Annotated in this window: 18 protein-coding genes; 4 read left to right on the forward strand and 14 right to left on the reverse strand. The window is 35.0% G+C overall.

Features of this window, described 5'->3' with window-relative positions; genetic code table 11:
• Window positions 1-3 precede the first annotated feature (3 nt).
• The 9 genes from atpH to thmT all read right to left on the reverse strand — a co-directional run bounded on the left by atpH (window position 4) and on the right by thmT (window position 6,701).
• Window positions 4-543 (reverse strand): ATP synthase F1 subunit delta, encoded by a 540-nt coding sequence (gene atpH, locus JNUCC83_RS05610; protein ID WP_454461234.1) that lies wholly within the window; start codon window positions 541-543, stop codon window positions 4-6.
• Window positions 536-1,057: a F0F1 ATP synthase subunit B gene (gene atpF / locus JNUCC83_RS05615; protein WP_454461235.1), complete on the reverse strand. Its 522-nt coding sequence runs from the start codon at window positions 1,055-1,057 to the stop codon at window positions 536-538. The genes atpH and atpF overlap by 8 nt, the downstream gene beginning before the upstream one ends.
• A gap of 62 nt (window positions 1,058-1,119) precedes the next feature.
• Window positions 1,120-1,332 carry an ATP synthase F0 subunit C gene (gene atpE / locus JNUCC83_RS05620; protein WP_071456694.1) on the reverse strand — a complete coding sequence of 71 codons (213 nt, stop codon included), beginning with the start codon at window positions 1,330-1,332 and terminating at the stop codon, window positions 1,120-1,122.
• Between the two features lie 37 nt (window positions 1,333-1,369).
• On the reverse strand, window positions 1,370-2,092 hold the full coding sequence (gene atpB, locus JNUCC83_RS05625; protein ID WP_454461236.1) for a F0F1 ATP synthase subunit A: 723 nt from the start codon (window positions 2,090-2,092) through the stop codon (window positions 1,370-1,372).
• A gap of 445 nt (window positions 2,093-2,537) precedes the next feature.
• Window positions 2,538-3,008, reverse strand: coding sequence for an SsrA-binding protein SmpB (smpB, locus tag JNUCC83_RS05630; protein ID WP_454461237.1), 471 nt, complete (start codon window positions 3,006-3,008; stop codon window positions 2,538-2,540).
• 11 nt (window positions 3,009-3,019) lie between these two features.
• Window positions 3,020-5,362 (reverse strand): ribonuclease R, encoded by a 2,343-nt coding sequence (gene rnr / locus JNUCC83_RS05635; protein WP_454461238.1) that lies wholly within the window; start codon window positions 5,360-5,362, stop codon window positions 3,020-3,022.
• Window positions 5,363-5,370: 8 nt separating this feature from the next.
• Window positions 5,371-6,114: an alpha/beta hydrolase gene (locus JNUCC83_RS05640; RefSeq protein WP_454461239.1), complete on the reverse strand. Its 744-nt coding sequence runs from the start codon at window positions 6,112-6,114 to the stop codon at window positions 5,371-5,373.
• 82 nt (window positions 6,115-6,196) lie between these two features.
• On the reverse strand, window positions 6,197-6,433 hold the full coding sequence (secG, locus tag JNUCC83_RS05645; protein WP_454461240.1) for a preprotein translocase subunit SecG: 237 nt from the start codon (window positions 6,431-6,433) through the stop codon (window positions 6,197-6,199).
• A 91-nt stretch (window positions 6,434-6,524) separates the two neighbouring features.
• Complete coding sequence (gene thmT / locus JNUCC83_RS05650; RefSeq protein WP_454461241.1) at window positions 6,525-6,701, reverse strand: 2-hydroxymuconate tautomerase; 177 nt, start codon at window positions 6,699-6,701, stop codon at window positions 6,525-6,527.
• A gap of 201 nt (window positions 6,702-6,902) precedes the next feature.
• Here thmT and JNUCC83_RS05655 point away from each other — a divergent pair, with 201 nt between their 5' ends.
• Window positions 6,903-7,727: a transporter substrate-binding domain-containing protein gene (locus JNUCC83_RS05655; protein ID WP_454461242.1), complete on the forward strand. Its 825-nt coding sequence runs from the start codon at window positions 6,903-6,905 to the stop codon at window positions 7,725-7,727.
• Window positions 7,728-7,729: 2 nt separating this feature from the next.
• Window positions 7,730-8,377 carry an amino acid ABC transporter permease gene (locus JNUCC83_RS05660; protein ID WP_454461243.1) on the forward strand — a complete coding sequence of 216 codons (648 nt, stop codon included), beginning with the start codon at window positions 7,730-7,732 and terminating at the stop codon, window positions 8,375-8,377.
• A gap of 126 nt (window positions 8,378-8,503) precedes the next feature.
• Here the strand turns inward: JNUCC83_RS05660 and JNUCC83_RS05665 are convergent, their stop codons facing one another.
• Window positions 8,504-10,471: a sucrose-specific PTS transporter subunit IIBC gene (locus JNUCC83_RS05665; protein WP_454461244.1), complete on the reverse strand. Its 1,968-nt coding sequence runs from the start codon at window positions 10,469-10,471 to the stop codon at window positions 8,504-8,506.
• Window positions 10,472-10,681: 210 nt separating this feature from the next.
• Here JNUCC83_RS05665 and JNUCC83_RS05670 point away from each other — a divergent pair, with 210 nt between their 5' ends.
• Window positions 10,682-12,160 carry a sucrose-6-phosphate hydrolase gene (locus JNUCC83_RS05670; RefSeq protein ID WP_454461245.1) on the forward strand — a complete coding sequence of 493 codons (1,479 nt, stop codon included), beginning with the start codon at window positions 10,682-10,684 and terminating at the stop codon, window positions 12,158-12,160.
• Between the two features lie 15 nt (window positions 12,161-12,175).
• A complete protein-coding gene (locus JNUCC83_RS05675; protein WP_454461246.1) occupies window positions 12,176-13,159 on the forward strand; it encodes a LacI family DNA-binding transcriptional regulator in 984 nt (327 codons plus the stop codon).
• 38 nt (window positions 13,160-13,197) lie between these two features.
• Here JNUCC83_RS05675 and JNUCC83_RS05680 read toward each other — a convergent pair whose 3' ends face one another.
• The 4 genes from JNUCC83_RS05680 to JNUCC83_RS05695 form a co-directional block, all read right to left on the reverse strand.
• Entirely contained in the window at window positions 13,198-13,908 is a 711-nt protein-coding gene (locus JNUCC83_RS05680; RefSeq protein ID WP_454461247.1) for a LutC/YkgG family protein, read from the reverse strand.
• Window positions 13,901-15,373: a LutB/LldF family L-lactate oxidation iron-sulfur protein gene (locus JNUCC83_RS05685; protein ID WP_454461248.1), complete on the reverse strand. Its 1,473-nt coding sequence runs from the start codon at window positions 15,371-15,373 to the stop codon at window positions 13,901-13,903. The genes JNUCC83_RS05680 and JNUCC83_RS05685 overlap by 8 nt, the downstream gene beginning before the upstream one ends.
• Window positions 15,373-16,131: a (Fe-S)-binding protein gene (locus tag JNUCC83_RS05690; protein ID WP_454461249.1), complete on the reverse strand. Its 759-nt coding sequence runs from the start codon at window positions 16,129-16,131 to the stop codon at window positions 15,373-15,375. Before JNUCC83_RS05690 ends, JNUCC83_RS05685 begins: the two co-directional genes overlap by 1 nt.
• 110 nt (window positions 16,132-16,241) lie before the next feature.
• Window positions 16,242-17,774, reverse strand: a complete 1,533-nt coding sequence (locus tag JNUCC83_RS05695; RefSeq protein WP_454461250.1) for an L-lactate permease — start codon at window positions 17,772-17,774, stop codon at window positions 16,242-16,244.
• Window positions 17,775-17,874: the final 100 nt, after the last annotated feature.

Below are 17,874 nucleotides of genomic sequence, written 5' to 3' on the forward strand. Positions count from 1 at the left end.
ACATCAAGCCAATAATTTAGCATGAATACTATTTAATTCTGAACGCACACTTTGATCTATAACTCGATGTTCTGATTCGACAATCATTCCACCCATTATACTTGGGTCTAATTTTGGTCTTAAAACAACTTTATTTGCATGAAATTGTTTTGCCAAACGTTTTTCTAAATCATGTCTTTGTTCCAGTGACAATGCAACTGCTGTCGTTACATTCACTACGATGATACCAAATTGGTCATAATATAAATGTTCATATTCATCAATGATATCAAGCATTTCATTCATTCGGCCATAGTCATACACTGTATGAATAAATTTTGCCATTGTATCACTAAAACTATTTTCTAAGTCTTTGACAATATTGACTTTTTCAAAAATAGATAAGCGATCATCTGATAATATATCACCTAAGTCCGGCACCTCATGATAAACTTCTCTAAGTTGTAATAACTCTTGATAGATTTCATTTACCATGTTTAATTGAGTAGCCTCGGTAAATAACGCTTTACCATATGTTTTTGCGACACTAAATTTCTTATTCATTGTCATCAACTCCTAGCTTATCAATACTTGATTGAACCAACTCTTGATGAGCACTAGCCGACAATTCCTTTTTAAGTATTTTAGAGGCAATTTCAATAGATAAGTCTGCCACTTCTTTTTTCGCATCTTCCAATAAACGTTCTCTTTCAAGACGTAAATCTTCTTGCGCTTGTTTTTTCATTCTTGTTGCATGTTCTTGAGCTTCTACGATAATTGCATGAGCATTATTTTCAGCTACATCTTTTGCTTGAGCAATAATGCTTTGAGCTTCTGTACGAGCTTCTTTTAATTCCACTTCTCTTTGTTTGGCTAAATTAGCAGCGTCTATTTTTGATTGTTCTGCACTATCAATATCGCCAGCTATTTTGTTTTCTCGTTCGTCTAACATTGTTGTTAGAGGTCCCCAAGCAAATTTCTTTAACGCTAATAACAATACAAGAAATGAAACAGAGACAAATAAAATGGTACTAAACGTAGTTTGTCCGGAACTTGCAATCACTAATTGATTAAACATGTGATTACGACACATCCTTCCCTGATTTTCATTTATTTACTTCTTTTTTACTCTTGTATATGTTATTTAAATAATAATAATAAGGCAATAACGACACCAATGATAGGAATCGCTTCGATTAAGGCAACCCCGATAAACATAGTACTTCTTAATTGACCTGATAATTCTGGTTGACGTGCCATTGATTCTAATGTCTTAGAGATAACTTTACCATTACCATAACCTGCTCCGATAGAAGCTCCTAAAACTGCGATAGCTGCTGCAATATATTGCATAACAATTCTCCTCCTAAAAATGTTTTTATACGTTTACTTATACTTCTTCTACTTCTACTTTATGTGAGATGTATACCATCAATAAAGTAGCGAAAATAAATGCTTGGATTCCACCAATGAAAAGCGAGAAGGCTTGCCATATCACTTCAAGTGGCAGAGCCAAAATAAATTTCGTTGGACTACTTGCTCCTAATCCTGCAATCAACGATAGTAATACCTCACCTGCAAAAATATTACCATAAAGACGTAGACCAAGTGTTAACACATTGGTAAACTCTTCGATTAACTTGATAGGTAATAAAAAGCCAACTGGTTTCATATAACTGTTAACAAAGTAACCTTTAACACCTTGTTTTTTGACCCCATAGTAGTTAGCCAAAATAATCGCAATAAATGCTAGTGTTAACGTTACTGTCGGATCAGCGGTTGGGCTTTTCCACAAGGATATCTCACTTGGGAATAAAGTCACTTTTGTAATTAGTCCTAAAGTGTTAGATACTAGTACAAACATGAAAAAAGTAAATGCCAATAAATGATATTGTTTAACTTCGTTTTTCTCAACGTTGTCGCCAACGATTCCACGAACAAAATCAACAAGAGCTTCCATGACATTTTGTTTACCAGTAGGTTTAAGCTTTAAGTTACGTGTACAAAAATACACTAATCCAAAGACAATTAAACAAGTTAATACAGTCATCGTTACGACCGTTCCATCAAATGTTAAACCTCCAATGGTAAACAACCAGGATTTTTCTTCCACCACATTTCACCCCTTTTCTTCTCAATATTAAAACAAATTCAGAAGTTTTTTAGCTTCTGTAACAGTGTATGAAAAAATATATCTTGATACATACATTTTTCCACATAGTGATACCTCAACTCGGTACCGTGATAGACTGTTACTATCGAAACTATAATACCACCAAATGATAAATAACACAAAGTAATTCGGCATAATTCTAACAAGTTTCATATAATTTTTTCGTCAAATTAAAGCAGTCTTAAAAACGACTAAACAGCAAGGTTTTCTCTCATATGAAGACTATTTTTTTCATCTATAATTCTCCTCTTATTTCCGAAAAAACTCTCCAACTTTTATAAAAAAAACGACTTGTTTGTTACCAAATTTAATAAATAACAATCAAACGGTAATATAAACATATATTATCGTGCTAACACACCCCTAATTAAAAAACAAACAAGTGCTAAAATGCACGTTGTTTGTCTCGTAATGCGCGATTAATTTCTCGATTCATATCTTTTCGTTTTAAATCTTCACGCTTATCATATTGTTTCTTCCCTTTAGCTAATCCTAATAATACTTTAGCAAAACCATCTTTTATGTAAATTTTCAAAGGAATTAGTGTCACACCAGGATTTTTCATTTCAGTAGCTATTTTAATAATTTGTTTTTTATGTAGCAATAATTTTCTCGTTCTTAGCGGGTCATGATTAAAAATATTTCCTTGATCATATGGGCTAATATGCACATTCATCAAGTAAGCTTCACCATCTCTGACACGTGCAAAGCCATCTTTTAAATTCACACGACGTTGTCTGATTGATTTTATTTCTGTTCCTTTCAACACGATTCCCGCTTCAAAGGTTTCAAAGACCGAATAATCATGGCGAGCTTTTTTATTCTGAGCAATTAAGTTCCCTTCTCCTTTAGGCATCAATTAACCCCTCATTTCTTCTTTTTTTTCGCTTTTTTATTGACAGATTTATAGAAAGGCTTCTTCCCTTTCTTTGATTTTTTATCTTTTTTAGAAAAATCTGATTTTCCTGTTTGTTTCTTTTTGTCATTACGACGGCTCGTTGACGTTTTTTTATTTTTCTTAGGTAACTCAATTTTTTCTGTCAGCGGTTCAGCTGATAGCAAGTCAAAATCAATTTCTCTCGTATCAACATCCGCTTTCGTCAGTTTAACTCGAACTTTTTGCCCTATTTTATAGACCTTGCCAGTTCTTTCACCAACAAATGCCATATGACTTTCAATAAAGTGATAATAATCATCTTTTAATTGATTTACATGAACCAAGCCTTCTATAGTATTTGGTAATTCAATGAACATGCCAAATTTCGTGATAGAAGTAATAATTCCATCAAACTCTTCATCCACTTTATCTTGCATGAATTCTGTTTTCTTCAATTTATCTGTTTCTCGTTCGGCCTCAACTGCTCTTCTTTCCATTTTTGAGCTATGGTCAGCTATATCAGGTATCGCAGTTTCCCATTTTTGTTTTAACTTATCCGTCACTTTTTCTTTTTCATACGATTTAATTAATCTATGCACAATTAAATCTGGGTATCGTCTAATAGGTGAGGTAAAGTGAGTATAATCCTCAGCAGCTAGCCCGAAATGTCCGACAGGATCTTCTGAATATTTTGCTTGTTGCATACTACGAAGTAACATCATACTAACAACTGGTTCTTCTGCTCTACCATGAACTTCATCTAAAACACGTTGCAACTCCTTTGGCGAAACAGCATCTTTTTTCCCTTTTACCATAATACCAAAATTAGTCATAAACTCTAAAAATCGTTGGACTTTTTCTTCTTTAGGGTGTTCATGAATTCGGTAAATAAACGGTAATTGTCTATCATTGTATGTTTTAGCAACTGTTTCATTGGCTGCTAGCATAAAGGATTCAATCAAACGCTCTGCTGATTTTCTCGTTCTTAATTTAATATCTATTGGGTGACCTTCACCATCAACAACAATATATGCTTCTCGGTCTTCAAATGAAATGGCCCCACGGTTGGCACGTTTATTTTCTAAAATAATATGCAGCTCATTCATTAATTTAAACATCGGCACTAATTCTTTATACTGCTCCATTGTTGTTTCATCTGTCTCGTCAATAATGTCGTTTACTTCATCGTAGGTCATTCGTACAGATGAATGAATGACTGTTTCAAAAATATCGTGAGAAACCACTTCGCCTTCTGGTGAGATTTCCATTTCACAAGCCATCGCCAAACGGTCTACATCTGGATTGAGTGAACAGATGCCATTTGACAGTTTTCTTGGTAGCATGGGTATTACACGATCAGTTAAATACACACTTGTTGCTCGATCACTTGCCTCAGCATCAAGCGGACTATTTTCCGTCACATAGTGTGACACATCAGCAATGTATACCCCTAAAAAGTAGTTTCCATTATCTAGTCTTTCAACTCGCACCGCATCATCTAAGTCTTTCGCTTCTGCGCCATCTATCGTCACAATCACTTCGTCTCTTAAATCGACACGATGGACTAACTCACTCTCTAAAACCTCATCCGGCAATTCTTCAGCTTGCTTCAACGTTGCTTCATCAAAATCAGTCGGTATACCTAATTGTAAAACAATTGATAAAATATCCATACCTGGATCATTTTTATGACCAATCACTTGTTTAACTAGTCCTTCAAAACTATTGGTATAACCAACTTCTGGATAATGTGTCACTTCAACCGAAACCACACTACCATCTTCTGGCTTTATACCTTCTTGGGCAATAAATACTTTATAACGACTTAATTTTTTATCTTTTGGCGTAACCACACCATAAAGTCCTGTTTCTTGTTGTTCACTTTCTGTAAACAAGGTAAAGATCCCGACAATTTGACTCATGCCACGTTCGATTATGTTAACGACTTTCCCCTCTGGTGCTTGTTCTTCTAAAGGGTTACCTGCTTTTAAAATTTCAATTTCAACTTTGTCACCTTCTAATGCGTAAAACGTATCATCTCGGCTAACAAATACATCTGAGTCTTCACCTTCTACAGTAACAAAGCCAAAACCTCGTTCGTTTGAGCGAAATACTCCTTCTAAAACTGTGTCTTTTGTTACCAATTTTATTTTCCCTTTTTGATTAAAGGTGACAAGTTGCTCTCTTTCCATTTGAGCAATTGCTTGGACTAATTCTTTAAAATCATTGCTTTTTTGTAAACCAAGCATTTTTGCTAATTGCTCCACAGAAAATGACTTTTTTTTACTAGACGTCATCGCGTCTATAATTGTTTCTTTTAATGTTTTTCTCATACTTCCTCCTATTCCCATGATAATTTGTGGATAAACTGAACCACATCTTTTTCAAATTGAATTTTATCATGACTCACTGTGATGACATGCGTGCTATTTGGGTACCAATGAACCTCAACAAATGCTTTTTCCATGTCTTTTGCTGCTTCATAAACGCCTTTTGCTCGAACCATTTCATCTTTTGCTGATTGAGCAAGAAACAGTTGTTTTTCAATTTTAGGTAACCCCTCATAAACAGAGTGCACAGTCAAATTAATATCTTTTAACTGTCGTTCAAGTGGTGCTTTTATACTATCAATTTTATCTGTTTTTTCTTCTAAAGAAACATTTAATTTATCATAACGGTACTCACAATATTTTAAAAAATTTGGATAAATATTTGTCGTATCTGCTGGGTCTAATGGTGAAGAAAAAGTCCCCCCTCCAACAAACATTTCAGGAAACGTTTCGATTAACTTCATTGCAAATAATCCACCCATCGATAAACCAAATACAGCAATTTTCTCATGGCCTTCTTCTTTTAAGAATTCCACAGCACGTTTAGCATCTTGCCACCATGTATCTGCTGTTTGATCTAATATATCCATAGGTTCCATTGTGCCATGCCCACTAAACATTGGACAGTAAACAGAAAATCCTTCTCTTTCAAGTCTTCTAGCTAAGGCTCTTACATCATTTGAACTTCCTGTATATGCATGTAATAATAACACCGCTTTATTACTTACTTTTGAGTAAAATGGTTCTACTTTCATTCTCTTAACTCCTTCCAAACCCTTCTTTCAAGTCATTATAACAATAAAAAAATCTCCTGTCATAACAGGAGATAAATTAACATTATTTTGATGACAGATACGCTAATGCAATAGCTACTGCAACCCATGCAAATCCTAAAACTGTTGTGGCACGTTTCATAAATGCTTCAAACCCACGTGCTTTTGTTTTTCCAAATAATTCACTAGCACCACCTGAAAACGCACTAGCAGCACTGTTTTGCTTACTTGGTTGCATCATCACAGCGATAATAATTAAAATGGATAAAATTAACATTAGGGTTAATAAAAATTGATACATATTAACTCTCCTTCTCTTGAACTATAATCATCTGTTCAATTTTATCATACCTTTTTCAATATTACTAGTATGAACAAAGTAGAAAAAGAAACTATTTCATTTTTCCACCCACGGCATAATCTCCTTTTTTCATATCTGAAATAACAATATGGACATTCTCAGTTTGGGCTCCAGTGTTTTTGACAATAGCTTCTGTTACATCTTTTACAAGCGCTTCTTTTTGTTCAGCTGTTCTACCCTCTAAAAGTTCAATATGGACGATTGGCATAATTCCACTCCTTCAAGTTTTCTTTCATTATATCAAACCTGATACCAATAATCAGTTTTTTCATAAAAACAACATTGTTTTTTATTTTAACGAAAACACAGGGTTTACTAAATTTATACATTAATTGCGTCTTAAACAATAGATTTATACTCACTAAAAGCTTTATACTCAGTGGCGACATCAACTTTAAGGAGAGACAACATGAAAAAATCATTACTTATTTTATCAGCATCATTATTATTTTTAATAGGTGGTTGCACAACACAAAAGACTGGAAAACAGTCAAACAATCAATCAAAAGATGAATTAATCGTTGCAACTTCAGGTACGTTATTTCCAAGTTCTTACTATAATGATAAAAACGAATTAACAGGATATGACGTTGAAGTCACTAAAGAAATAGCTAAACGTCTAAATAAAAAAATTACATTCAAAGAATACAATGTCGATGGGATGCTTTCTGCAGTACAAACAAATAAAGCCGATTTAGCTGCAAACGATTTTTCTATCAATAAAAAACGTGAAGAAAAATTTAGCCTATCTGAACCCATCAAATATTCTTTCGGCAGTATGGTTGTGAGAAAAGAAGACAACTCAAATATCTCATCATTAGATGATGTAAAAGGAAAAAAAGCGGCAGGTGAAGCCTCTACTACTTATATGAAAATAGCAGAATCTCTAGGTGCTAAATTGGTTAATTACGACAATGCAACAAATGATCAATACATGACAGATTTAGTCAAAGGACGTACAGATGTTATCTTAAACGACTACTACTTACAAAAAATGGCAGTAGCTGCCCTACCAGATATGCCAGTTAAAATTCTAGAGGACGTTTATTTTAACCTGTCATCTTCTGGATTAATGATAAATAAAGAGAATACTAAACTGAAACACGACATTGATACAGCGATCACAGAAATGAAAAAAGATGGGACATTAGAAAAAATAGCTACCTCGTTTTATGGTGAAGATATCTCCAAAAAACCAAGTGTTACTATTTCAAAAACAATTGAGGTTGAGTAATCATGATTATAGATACAACATTAATGCTTGAGTCTATCCCTTTTGTTTTAAAAGGATTACCTTATACGTTGTTAATAAGTATCACATCATTTATTTTCGGAAGTGTTCTTGCTGGTATCATTTATTTACTAAGACTAATAAACCAGCCTCTAATCAATCGACTATTAATTATCTACTCTTCTTTTTTTAGGGGAATTCCCGCGATTGTATTGCTGTTTGCATTATACTTTGGACTGCCGATACAACTTAATCCAATCGTAGCAAGTATTATGTGTTTTAGTTTGACAAGTAGTGCGTTTCTTTCTGAAATTTTTCGAAGTGCCATGTCAAGTGTTGATAACGGTCAATGGGAAGCTTCAAAAGCCCTAGGAATGCCAACATTTCTTATTACTCGAGAAATTATCATGCCACAAGCCATACGAATGGCCATTGCACCTATGAGTAATGTCGCGATTGATTTAGTAAAAGGCTCTTCTTTAGCAGCTATGATTACTGTGTCAGAGATTTTTCAACAAGCTAAAATTATTGGTGGTCGAGAATTTAATTTTTTATCTATGTATTTTTTAGTTGCCTGTATTTATTGGTTACTTTGTATCATTATTGAAAAAATTCAATATGCATTGGAAAAAAAATTTCCGATCCTATCCTAAAAAAAGCATATCCTTATTGGACATGCTTTTTTTGATTATTTTCTAAACATTAGTTTTACAACAAGACACAATATTGAAAGAAGTAAACCAATAGATAGCACTAAACATTGAACAAATATCTTCCTATTATTCTGGTTGAGTCACAACTAAAATATCTTCTTTAGCCGTCACTTCTTTTTTATCTAATGCTCCAACATCACTAAAGGCATTTGTATTTGTGACAATCATCATAGTTGTTGTGTCATATCCTTTTTCTTTTAACACTTCTAAATCAACCGTTCCAAGTAAATCGCCTTTTTTTACAATATCTCCACTTGTTCTTTCTGTTGTAAATCCATCACCGTTTAACTGCACCGTATCAATACCAATATGAATTAAAATTTCAGCTTTCTTATCAGTTATCATACCATATGCATGTTTTGTATCATAAACAACGGTTAACTCACCATCAGCCGGCGCGTAGACTTTACCATCAGTCGGTAAAATGGCAATCCCTTTCCCCATCATCTCTTGAGAGAATACTGGGTCATTTACGTCTTTCAATTGAACAACTTCTCCAGAAATTGGCGCTTCTAAAACATCATCTTGAACAGTTTCAACCGCTTCTTCTGGATCTTCGTTGATTTCAACTGCCACAGACTCTGATTCACTGGTAGCTGATGATGTTGCTCCTGCTAATAAGTGACTATTTTTCTTACCATAAGCATATGTTGTAACAAACGCAACGACCACGCTGATGACAATCCCAATCATAAAATAAGGAATAGATTTTGGTGCAATCGATATAAAGCCAATCACACTAGCTGGTCCCATCGCTACAGCTAGCACATGGAACAAACCTATAAATGCCGACGCAACACCTGATGCAATCATCGCACAAATAAATGGAAACTTAAGTTTTAAGTTTACCCCAAAAATTGCCGGTTCTGTAATACCAAGTAACGCTGAAATACTAGCAGATGTCGCTAAACTTTTTTGTTTTTCGTTTTTTGTTAAAAGCATAACAGCTAATGCTGCACCACCTTGAGCAACGTTAGCCATAGATGCCACTGGGAAAATAAATGATCCGCCCGTTTTTGCTACCTCTGCTAAAAGAGTTGTTTCAATAGCTGGGAAACTTTGATGTAGCCCTGTAATAACAATTGGTGAATAAAATAAACCAAATACTCCCAGACCCACAGCACCAGTTGTGTCATATAACCAAACCAAGCCATCAGTTAAACCATCAGACACCCCACGCATAATAGGACCAACAAACGTAAATGTTAAAAATCCAGTAATAATAATGGCTAACATTGGTGTAAAGGTAAAATCAAAGGCATTCGAAATACGTTTGTGGAAAAATTTCTCCAAGGTCGCTAAAATCCAAGAAACCGCAAGTACTGGTAAGACAGAGCCTTGATAACCAGCTTGTGCAACGTCCATACCTAAAATATGCCAATAAGTCATTGAACCATCTGCAATCGCATTGGCGACACCATAACCATTAACTAAGTCTGGCATAACCATTGCCATTCCCATTGCTGCTCCTAAATAAGGATTCCCTCCAAAACGCTTAGTTGCTGAAAAACCAACTAAAATTGGTAAAAAGGCAAATGGTGCAGAAGCTAATAAATTAATAATTCCAGCATAGTCTTCTAATACAGGATACATTTGTACAACAGATTGTGGACCAAATAAATTCTCTGCTGTCAAAACATTATTAAGAGCCATCAATAACCCACCAGCAACAAGAGCTGGAACAATTGGTACAAAAATATCAGATAGCACTTTAATAAAACTCATAATAGGGTTTTGTTTCTTATCAGCTGTTGCTTCTTCTTTAGCTTCTGAAGTTGATACTTCTTTCACACTAGTTAGAGCAACTAATTCTTTGTAGACTTTATCGACGTCTCCTGCTCCAATGATAATTTGAAACTGCCCATTCACTTCAAACGTTCCTTTGACTGCATCCATATTATCTAAAGCAACTTGATTCACTTTACCTGAGTCCTTTAAAACTAACCTTAAACGAGTAGCACAATGAGCTGCTGCTTGTAAATTGTCTTTTCCTAAAGCCTCATTTATTTCTTGGGCGACTTTTTTGTAATCCATCATTTCTCCTCCTACGACTATTTATTGAAATCGCTTTTCTTGATTAGATTATGTCATCTTTTTTATAAATTGTCAAACGTTTATCAATAATTTTTTATATATAAAATATGTCTTCTATAATTAAACAAACTTATTATTGTCATACGTTTGACATTTTAAAACAAATACCTTAGTATTTATGTATCGAATACGCTTACTAGGAGGATAATTATGGTTTTAAAAAAAGACTGGACAACACCAGATAGATATCGTAAATACAATGAATGGGAAATTGATTACATGGATGAGTTGGTCAATACTGTGGAGACATCTCCTTGGCGATTAGGTTACCATATTCAACCACAAACAGGCCTTTTAAATGACCCAAATGGTTTTTCATACTTTAATGGAAAATGGCAATTGTTTTATCAATCCTACCCAATTGGACCAGTGCACGGAGTAAAATCATGGGCTCATTTAACATCTGATAATCTATTAGACTGGAATTATGAGGGATTTGCTTTAGAGCCTGACTCAACGTTTGATAGTCATGGTGTCTATTCCGGGTCAGCTTTGCCTGTAGATGATAAGTTACTATTGGCTTATACAGGAAATGTGAGAGATTCTGATTGGCAACGTCATTCTTACCAACTCGGAGCATACATGTCTAAGGATCATACAATTACTAAATTACCAACACCTCTTATTGCAGAGCCACCAAAAGGTTACACACATGAATTCAGAGACCCACAAATTATCCCTTTTGATGATGACTATCTTCTTTTAATTGGTGCCCAAACTGAAAGTAAAGAGGGAAAAGTCTTAACGTATACAAGTACAGACTTAATTGATTGGACTCTAAAGGGAGAATTAAATTACACGAATGATCCAATGGGTTTTATGGTAGAATGTCCAAATCTTGTCTTTTCAAATGACAACGCGATATTGCTTTTTTGTCCTCAAGGCCTTGACACTTCTGTTTGTGATTATAAAAATATTTATCCAAATATGTATGTAATCGGTGATGAATATGATATTAAAAATAACTCAATCAAGCATGCCTCTCATTTAAAAAATTTAGATGAAGGATTCGACGTATACGCCACTCAAGCATTCAACGCTCCAGATGGACGTGCATTGGCCATTAGTTGGGTGGGATTACCAGAAATTGCATATCCGACAGATGATTTTGGTTGGGCTCATTGCCTTAGTCTAGTAAAAGAACTGACTGTTGAAAATAATACACTTTACCAACGACCAGCTAAGGAATACAAAAATTTACGAACTACAAGCCATTCAGTGAATGCATTAACTGAATTTAATAGCGATATGTCATCAAATCACTATGAATTATGCCTTGACTTTAACGATTCAAAAACAGGAAACATCGAATTAATGAAAGCCAAAGATAAAGGTAATGGATTGCTTATTTCCTTTGATACAAATTGTGGTAAAATGATTATCGATAGAAGTCATGTTGATAACGCATTTGCACATGAATACAGCAGTGTCAGAGAATTTGATATCAGTCATCAGCCTCTCACACTACAAATTTTTGTTGATGAGTCACTTGTTGAAATTTTTGTCAATGATGGCGAAAAAGTAGCCACTGCTCGTCTCTTTCCAAACGCGGAAAATACACATATTCGTATTACTTCTGATAGTGCATTTGACTTAACTAGTTATCAACTTCGCCTTACAAACCAATAAAGGAAGAACAATTACATGGCAATCAAACTGACTGATGTAGCAAAAAAAGCTGGCGTTTCACCGACAACTGTGTCACGTGTCATAAATAATTATGGCTCTTTAAGCCAAAAAACAATTGATAAAGTAAATCAAGCGATGAAAGAACTAAACTATCAACCGAATAGCTTAGCTAGATCACTACAAGGAAAGAGTACCCAACTAATCGGTCTTATTTTTCCGACAGTGTCCAATCCTTTTTATGGTGAATTGATCGATAAAATTGAATCAAAATTATTTGAACGTGGATACAAATGCATTATTTGTGATAGTGCCAATAATAAAGAAAAAGAACGAAATTATATTAATATGCTAGCAGCAAACAAAGTCGATGGCATTATTGCTGGTGCTCATAATTTAGGTATTACTGAATATGAAAATATTGAGTTACCTATCGTCTCTTTTGACCGACACTTAGCTGATGGTATCCCTATTGTCGGGAGCGATAATTTTCAAGGAGGCTATCTTGCGACAGAAGTCCTTTATCTAAAAGGGGCTAGAAAAATAGCTATTTTAACTGGATCGCAAAAATCAAACTCGCCAACAAATCGTCGTCTTAATGGTTATTTATCTTTCGTAGAAGAACATGGGTTAACCTCAAATGTATTTAAATTTGATCAAAGTTATCAATCTGTCGCTTTAAAAAATATCGAAATCAAGCGTATTCTAGAAAACGAAGACATCGATGGCTTGTTTTGTACAGATGATTTGACCGCTTTGTTAGTTTACAATCAAGCTCAAGAGCTAAGTATATCCATTCCTGAACACTTAAAATTAATCGGCTACGATGGAACAACATTTATTCAAACATATTTTCCATACCTAACTACCTTAGCTCAACCAATGACTGACTATGCTGACATCCTGATTGACTTATTGATGCAACGCATTGAAAACAGTGAAAAAAAACTTGAAGATCATTACTTTTTACCAGTTACTTATATACAAGGAAAAACTGTCTAAAAAAGCATGTAGAAAATTTTTCTACATGCTTTTTTATATTATAAATCATTCAATACTACGTAGTACATTTTTAAGGGACCATGAAGACCAACTACTAATTGCATCTCAATATCTCCTGAGTTTGACGGACCTGAAATAAAATGAATCGCTGATCCGACAGACTCACCTTTTTCAATTCTTTCAGCGAAATAATTGGCCGCTTGCGTTGAACGAGCGACAATGCTACTTTTTTTAATCAACGAAATATAATGTGTTGGTAAAAAGTGTAACGAACGACCTTGACCAGGTGTGGTTTCCACTACGATAGAGCCAGATTCAGCAAGTAAAAAATCAGCATTAGCAATCACAATATTGGCTTCCTCTGCTTTTTTTATGTTACTATCACGAAATTCTTCACCCTCATCCCAGTAAGAAACAAAGCTGCCGTATTCTGTTTCCAAAAAATCTATTAGTTCTTTAGAAAAACGATCATCTTTGGGCAATAGAATATTTCCATCCCCTGATTGTTCAATCAAGAGTTTCAACGTCTCATGCAGTTGACTTGATGGGATATCCAATAGTTCTGTATGAATATCTTTGACTTTCTCTTTACAAATCCCTAGTAGTTCATCTACATCCTTATCAGCTAGATGAGTTTGAGGCAAATCATTTATTGGCACATACGGATGATCTGCAACATTTAGAGGAGTTGTACCAAGTTTTTCATGTAAATTAGTTAAAAATTTATCACGGTTATGAATATTAGTCATTGTCTGCACCTGCCTTATGATCTTTAAACCATTTTCTAAAGCTATCTTTGTATTTAGGTGGTCTTGGTAAATCCCTAACATCCGTCCAACCTTTAACTAATCCTGGACCTTTATTGATAAATCCGCCAAATTGATACATATTTGTAACAGATGTTGGTGCTTTTTTACTTAATACACCCATCCCACCATGTGCCATATGAATTGCTGAGTTAAATAAAAATGGCGAAGCAGTCCCGCTACCAATGACCTTCATTTGGAAATCTTCAAAACCATGTTTCATTTTTAAATCATCTGTCATCACTTTGCGGTGCTCTATTAATAATTCGTGTAATGGAATCTTCACGGGACATGTTTCTGTACAAGCACCACATAAACTTGACGCATAAGGGAGTTCACCAAACTGTTTATAGCCTCCTAATACTGGAGATAACACAGCTCCGATTGGGCCTGGATAGATAGAACCATAACCGTACCCACCGATATGACGATAAACAGGACACACATTTAAACATGAACCACAACGAATACATTGTAAAACTGGTTGAAACGCTGTGCCTAATGCATTGGAACGACCATTATCCACGATAATTACGTGAAAGTCTTCTGGACCGTCTGATTCGTTCGCATGTTTTTGACCTGCAAACGTTACATATGTTGTTAAACTTTGTCCAACCGCACTTCGAGCTAATAAGTTGTCAAGCACTTCTGCTTCTTTCATCGTTGGAACAATACGCTCCATTCCCATTAAGACAATTTGTGTTTTTGGAATACTAATCGTCAAATCAGCATTTCCCTCATTTGTATCAAGGTTAATCATGCCACTGTCTGCAATCGCAAAGTTACAGCCAGTAATCCCAACTTCTGCTTCAAGGAAAAATTTTCTCATCACTTCACGAGCACATCTAGCTAAGTTAACAGGATCATTATCCCCTTTGTAGCCAAGTTTTTTCTCAAAAACCGCACGAATTTGCTCTCTATTTTTGTGAATGCTTGGAAACACAATGTGTGATGGTTCATCCCAATCATCCATTTGTAAAATAAATTCTGCTAAGTCAGTTTCCATGACACTGACGCCATCAAGCGTTAAAAGCATGGGATCAACGTCAACTTCTGTTGTGACCATTGATTTTGATTTAACAATTTTTTTAGCATTTTTTTCTAAAACAATTTGTTTGACGTATTCATTGGCTTCTTCTGCTGTTTGAGCAAAATAGACATGTCCACCTTGTTTGGCGACATTATCACTAAATTGTTCCAAATAATCTGGTAAGTAGGCAATTGTATGTTGTCTGATACTCTCGCCCAACTCTCGCCACTCTTGCCAGTTTCCTAATTTGTCACGAGCGCCCTCACGTTTTACCCACTGAGCGTCTTGAGCTTTGGCCACAGCTTGTTGCATAAACACATCTTTTTTACTATCTTCTAGTCGTTCCTTAAAAGGTTTTGTACTTGTTGTTAGTCCCATTAGCGTGCCACCTCACTAGATAAATGAATGCGACTATTGTCAACATTTGAGTTTAATACTTCTGCAATGTGCATAATCTTAATTGGATTGCCATCTCGGTTAAATTTACCACCGATATTCATCAAGCATCCCATGTCTGCACTGATTAAAATCTCTGCACCTGTATTAATCACATCATTCATTTTTTCAGTTACCATTTGCTCGGAAATCTCCGGCATTTTAACAGAAAATGTTCCACCAAATCCACAACAGTTTTCGATATGACCTAATGGAATCATTTCTAAGCCTTCGACATGATCTAATAAGACAAACGGCGCTTCTCTTTCTCCTAACAGACGTGTCATGTGACATGAACGATGATATGTTGCTCTGCCTTCATAACAAGCCCCTACATCTGTCAGTCCTAGTATTCGGTAAATAAATTGACTAAATTCATATGTTTTTTCTGCTAATTCAACTGCTTTGGGATAATAAGTGGCATCATCCTTTAGCAACTCTGGGTACTCACGTAACATACCAACGCAAGACCCAGCACCTCCTACGACATAATCTGATTTTTCAAATGCTTCTATTTGATTAATTAGTGTTGCTTTACTCTTTTTTTCATAGCCACTATTGAACGTTGGTTGACCACAACAAATTTGTTTTTCTGGAAAATCAACGTCACAACCTAGTCGTTCCAATACTTCTACCATTGCTATCCCCACATTAGGGAACATCAAATCGACAACACAGCTAGTAAATATACTTACTCTCATTTAGACTCCTCCAAGAAACCACTTGTTTATTTAACTACAAATTTATTTTACCACTGCTAAAAAGATTGAAACACTTTCACAAGTCATTTTTTACTGTTTTTATACATATTTTATAAATAATTCATGACTTTTCCGACTCCAACAACAACTAAACATAAAACTATTGTATAAAGTAAACAATAGAACATTGCTTTTTTAAGTATCACACCTTCTTCTCCTTCTAAACCTGTTGCTCCAGTAGCTATTGCAATACTTTGTGGTGAAATCATTTTACCTGCAGTGGCTCCTGCCATATTTGCTGCTGCTAACCAATAAGGATTAATTTTTAATGTATTAGCTGCTTGAACTTGCAAGTCTCCAAATAAGACATTTGATGACGTGTCACTCCCTGTGATAAACGTTCCAAGTACCCCAATAATAGGTGAGATGACTGGATAGAAAGGCCCTGTTAGTGTCACAAGAGTCACAGCAATAGTATCAATCATACCACTATATCCCATGACTTTAGATAGCCCCACAATAGAGCATACCGTAATTATTGTTTTTCCTAATTGTTTGATAGTGTCCCACAAAATAGCAAACATTTTACCAAAGGATAACCCTTGTATTGCCCCACCTAAAAAGCTGGCAATAAAAATTAGCGTTCCTGGTGAAGATAACCAATCAATTTCAAGTGGTTTAGCGTTTGGTCCATTATAAATATGTAACTCTGTTTTTACACTGGCTAATGCATTATTAATACTTGGGAAAAGAGATGAACTAAAAATAATTAAAAAGAACACAAAAATAAACGGTAACCACGCTTTAACTTTAGTACTAGTTGATTGTTCATCCAATTCGACAGTCTTTGGTTCGCTCTTTTGAAATTTCGTGATAATTACTAATGTTAATAAACACACAAGCGAGCCGACAATTGAAGGTAGCTCAGGTCCCATGTACTTAGTAATAAAGATTTGTGGTACAGCAAAAGTTAATCCTGCGAGTAAAGTTGCTGGAAGGACTCCTCCACCTTTAAAAGCTTTCATACCACGCCCATCAGTAATATATACTAAAACGAATGGAATCAACATAATTAAAGCAAACAATTGAATTGAAACAAAATACGATACTTGTGTCACATCTAGTCCTGTTACTTTAGCTAAAGTTGTGACAGGCAACCCTACTGCCCCAAAAGCTGTAGGTGAAGTATTAGCTATCAAGCACACAATAGCAGCTTTTACAGGTTCCATACCTAGCATCACTAAAATACTTGCAGGAATAGCGACAGCCGTTCCAAAACCAGCTACAGCTTCTAAAAAGCCTCCTAATCCCCATGCAAGTAACAATACTAAAATTCGCATGTCTTTAGTCAACGCGGTCAGCATAGACATGATTGTATCCATACCACCTGACTCTTTACTAATATTATAAATAAATACTGCTGAAACAATCACATAAATAATTGGCCAAAATGCCATCATAATACCGTCTAATCCTGCCGTGACTCCGTGTAATAAAGAAAAATCAAATCCTATCATACTCAATACTATCGTTCCTACAAAACCAATCATACAAGCAATGTCTCCCCTAATATGAAAGACACCTAATGATAAAATCAACCAAACAATTGGAATAATCGCGACAAATGTTTTAAATACATCCATAATTTTCCCTCCATTTATTATTTTGAGACAAGATAATTAGATTTAGAACACCTCCTCTTTTCATAGGGTATTTACAAATCGATATAGAATAAATACTCTA

It is taken from the genome of Vagococcus sp. JNUCC 83, assembly GCF_053667615.1.

Coding starts and splice junctions, on each gene's coding strand:
- atpH (WP_454461234.1), bottom strand. CDS start 543: ATGAATAAGAAATTTAGTGTCGCAAAAACATATGGTAAAGCGTTATTT.
- atpF (WP_454461235.1), bottom strand. CDS start 1,057: ATGTTTAATCAATTAGTGATTGCAAGTTCCGGACAAACTACGTTTAGT.
- atpE (WP_071456694.1), bottom strand. CDS start 1,332: ATGCAATATATTGCAGCAGCTATCGCAGTTTTAGGAGCTTCTATCGGA.
- smpB (WP_454461237.1), bottom strand. CDS start 3,008: ATGCCTAAAGGAGAAGGGAACTTAATTGCTCAGAATAAAAAAGCTCGC.
- rnr (WP_454461238.1), bottom strand. CDS start 5,362: ATGAGAAAAACATTAAAAGAAACAATTATAGACGCGATGACGTCTAGT.
- JNUCC83_RS05640 (WP_454461239.1), bottom strand. CDS start 6,114: ATGAAAGTAGAACCATTTTACTCAAAAGTAAGTAATAAAGCGGTGTTA.
- secG (WP_454461240.1), bottom strand. CDS start 6,433: ATGTATCAATTTTTATTAACCCTAATGTTAATTTTATCCATTTTAATT.
- thmT (WP_454461241.1), bottom strand. CDS start 6,701: ATGCCAATCGTCCATATTGAACTTTTAGAGGGTAGAACAGCTGAACAA.
- JNUCC83_RS05655 (WP_454461242.1), top strand. CDS start 6,903: ATGAAAAAATCATTACTTATTTTATCAGCATCATTATTATTTTTAATA.
- JNUCC83_RS05660 (WP_454461243.1), top strand. CDS start 7,730: ATGATTATAGATACAACATTAATGCTTGAGTCTATCCCTTTTGTTTTA.
- JNUCC83_RS05665 (WP_454461244.1), bottom strand. CDS start 10,471: ATGGATTACAAAAAAGTCGCCCAAGAAATAAATGAGGCTTTAGGAAAA.
- JNUCC83_RS05670 (WP_454461245.1), top strand. CDS start 10,682: ATGGTTTTAAAAAAAGACTGGACAACACCAGATAGATATCGTAAATAC.
- JNUCC83_RS05675 (WP_454461246.1), top strand. CDS start 12,176: ATGGCAATCAAACTGACTGATGTAGCAAAAAAAGCTGGCGTTTCACCG.
- JNUCC83_RS05680 (WP_454461247.1), bottom strand. CDS start 13,908: ATGACTAATATTCATAACCGTGATAAATTTTTAACTAATTTACATGAA.
- JNUCC83_RS05685 (WP_454461248.1), bottom strand. CDS start 15,373: ATGGGACTAACAACAAGTACAAAACCTTTTAAGGAACGACTAGAAGAT.
- JNUCC83_RS05690 (WP_454461249.1), bottom strand. CDS start 16,131: ATGAGAGTAAGTATATTTACTAGCTGTGTTGTCGATTTGATGTTCCCT.
- JNUCC83_RS05695 (WP_454461250.1), bottom strand. CDS start 17,774: ATGGATGTATTTAAAACATTTGTCGCGATTATTCCAATTGTTTGGTTG.